This window comes from Flavonifractor sp. (assembly GCF_019422385.1).
Taxonomy (GTDB): Bacteria; Bacillota; Clostridia; order Oscillospirales; family Oscillospiraceae; genus Flavonifractor; species Flavonifractor avistercoris.
Window position 1 is genome coordinate 1 of sequence record NZ_JAHZDL010000173.1, and the last position, 1,612, is coordinate 1,612.

1 protein-coding gene and 1 pseudogene are annotated in these 1,612 nt (G+C 65.7%); both read right to left on the bottom strand.

Translation table 11 applies throughout. The features are described 5' to 3' along the window. Positions 1–253 (bottom strand): annotated as a pseudogene (locus QZ378_RS12885) (knotted carbamoyltransferase YgeW); the annotation flags it as partial. Positions 254–382: 129 nt separating this feature from the next. After that, on the bottom strand, positions 383–1,612 hold a 1,230-nt coding region (locus QZ378_RS12890), incomplete at its 5' end, for a YgeY family selenium metabolism-linked hydrolase (RefSeq protein WP_291258557.1).

Consider the following 1,612-nt stretch of genomic DNA (forward strand, 5'->3'; position numbering starts at 1 on the left):
GCAGGTTGCAGGCGGAGGCGAAGGAGAAGCGGGTGCGGGTGGAGTTGTCCCGGAACAGGGAGATGCCCAGGCCGGAGTCGAAGATCTTGGTGGAGATGTTGCGCTCCCGCAGGTTGCGCAGGGCGTCGGCCACGGCGAACACGGCGGCCAGCTCGTCGTCGGACTTCTCCCAGGTCAGGAAGAAGTCCCCCTCGTACATGTCCTTGAAGTTCAGGCTGTTCAGCTTGTCAATATATTTCTGCAGATTTTCCATAGCGGCAATCTCCTTTTCTGTTTTGTTGTATGGCAGGGGCGGTCACTGGCCGCCCCTGCGGAATCAGCGCTGGGCTCGGGCGGCGGGGGCAAGCCCCCGCCCTACAGGGGGATTTGGTGTACCCTGCGCTTACTGGATATCATTATTGGTCTTGCCCGCCCGGAACTGGGACACGTCGGCGGTCTTGTTCTCCTCCTTGTACAGGCCGGGCACGGCGGCGTACAGGGCGGCGCAGGTCACCAGATCCCCCTTCCAGGTGATCTCGTTGGGGGCGTGGGCCTGGCTCTCGGCGCCGGGGCCGAAGCCCACGCAGGGGATGCCGTAGCGGCCCTGGATGGCCACGCCGTTGGTGGAGAAAGTCCACTTGTCGGTGAGGGGGCGGCCGGTGCGCAGGTGCATGGCGTCCCGGGCCTGGTCGGCGTCGGCGTAGCCGATGCGCTCGTCGCCCCACAGGGCGTGGTGGGCGTCCACCAGGGCCTGGACGTGGGCGGCGCTGGCCTTGTTGATCCAGGTGGGGAAGTAGCACTCGGTCTCGTACACCTCGCCGGTCCAGGAGGGCCGGTCATACATGTACATGGACACCTTCACGTCGTCGCCGTACTTCTTCACGCTGGGCAGATCGCGGATCTCCTGGAGGCAGGAGTCCCAGGTCTCGCCGGCGGTCATGCGGCGGTCGATGGAGATGGAGCAGGAGTCGGCCACGGCGCAGCGGCTGGGGGAGGTGTAGAAGATCTGGGAGGTGGTGCAGGTGCCCCGGCCCAGGAAGCGGGCGTCCTCGTAGTGGTCGGGGTTGTACTTGGGATCCAGCATCTTCACCAGGCCCTTGACCTCCACGCTGTCGTCGGCGGGGTTCTCGTTCAGGGCCCGTACATCCTGGAGGATGTCGGCCATCTTGTAGATGGCGTTGTCGCCGCGCTCGGGGGCGGAGCCGTGGCAGGACACGCCGTGGACGTCCACCCGGATCTCCATGCGGCCCCGGTGACCCCGGTAGATGCCGCCGTCGGTGGGCTCGGTGGACACCACAAACTCCACCTGCTCCTTCTTGATGCCCTTGGCGGGGAAGAACTTGTTGACGATGTACTGCCAGCACATGCCGTCGCAGTCCTCCTCCTGGACGGAGCCCACCACCATGATCCTGTAGCCGTCGGGGATCAGCCCCAGCTCCTTCATGATCTTGGCGCCGTAGGTGGCGGCGGCCATGCCGCCCTCCTGGTCGGAGCCGCCCCGGCCGTAGATCACCGCATCATCCTCGTAGCCCTCGTAGGGGTCGGCAGTCCAGTTGTCCCGGTTGCCCACGCCCACGGTGTCGATGTGGGAGTCGAAGGCGATGATCTTGTCGCCCTCGCCCATCCAGCCGAT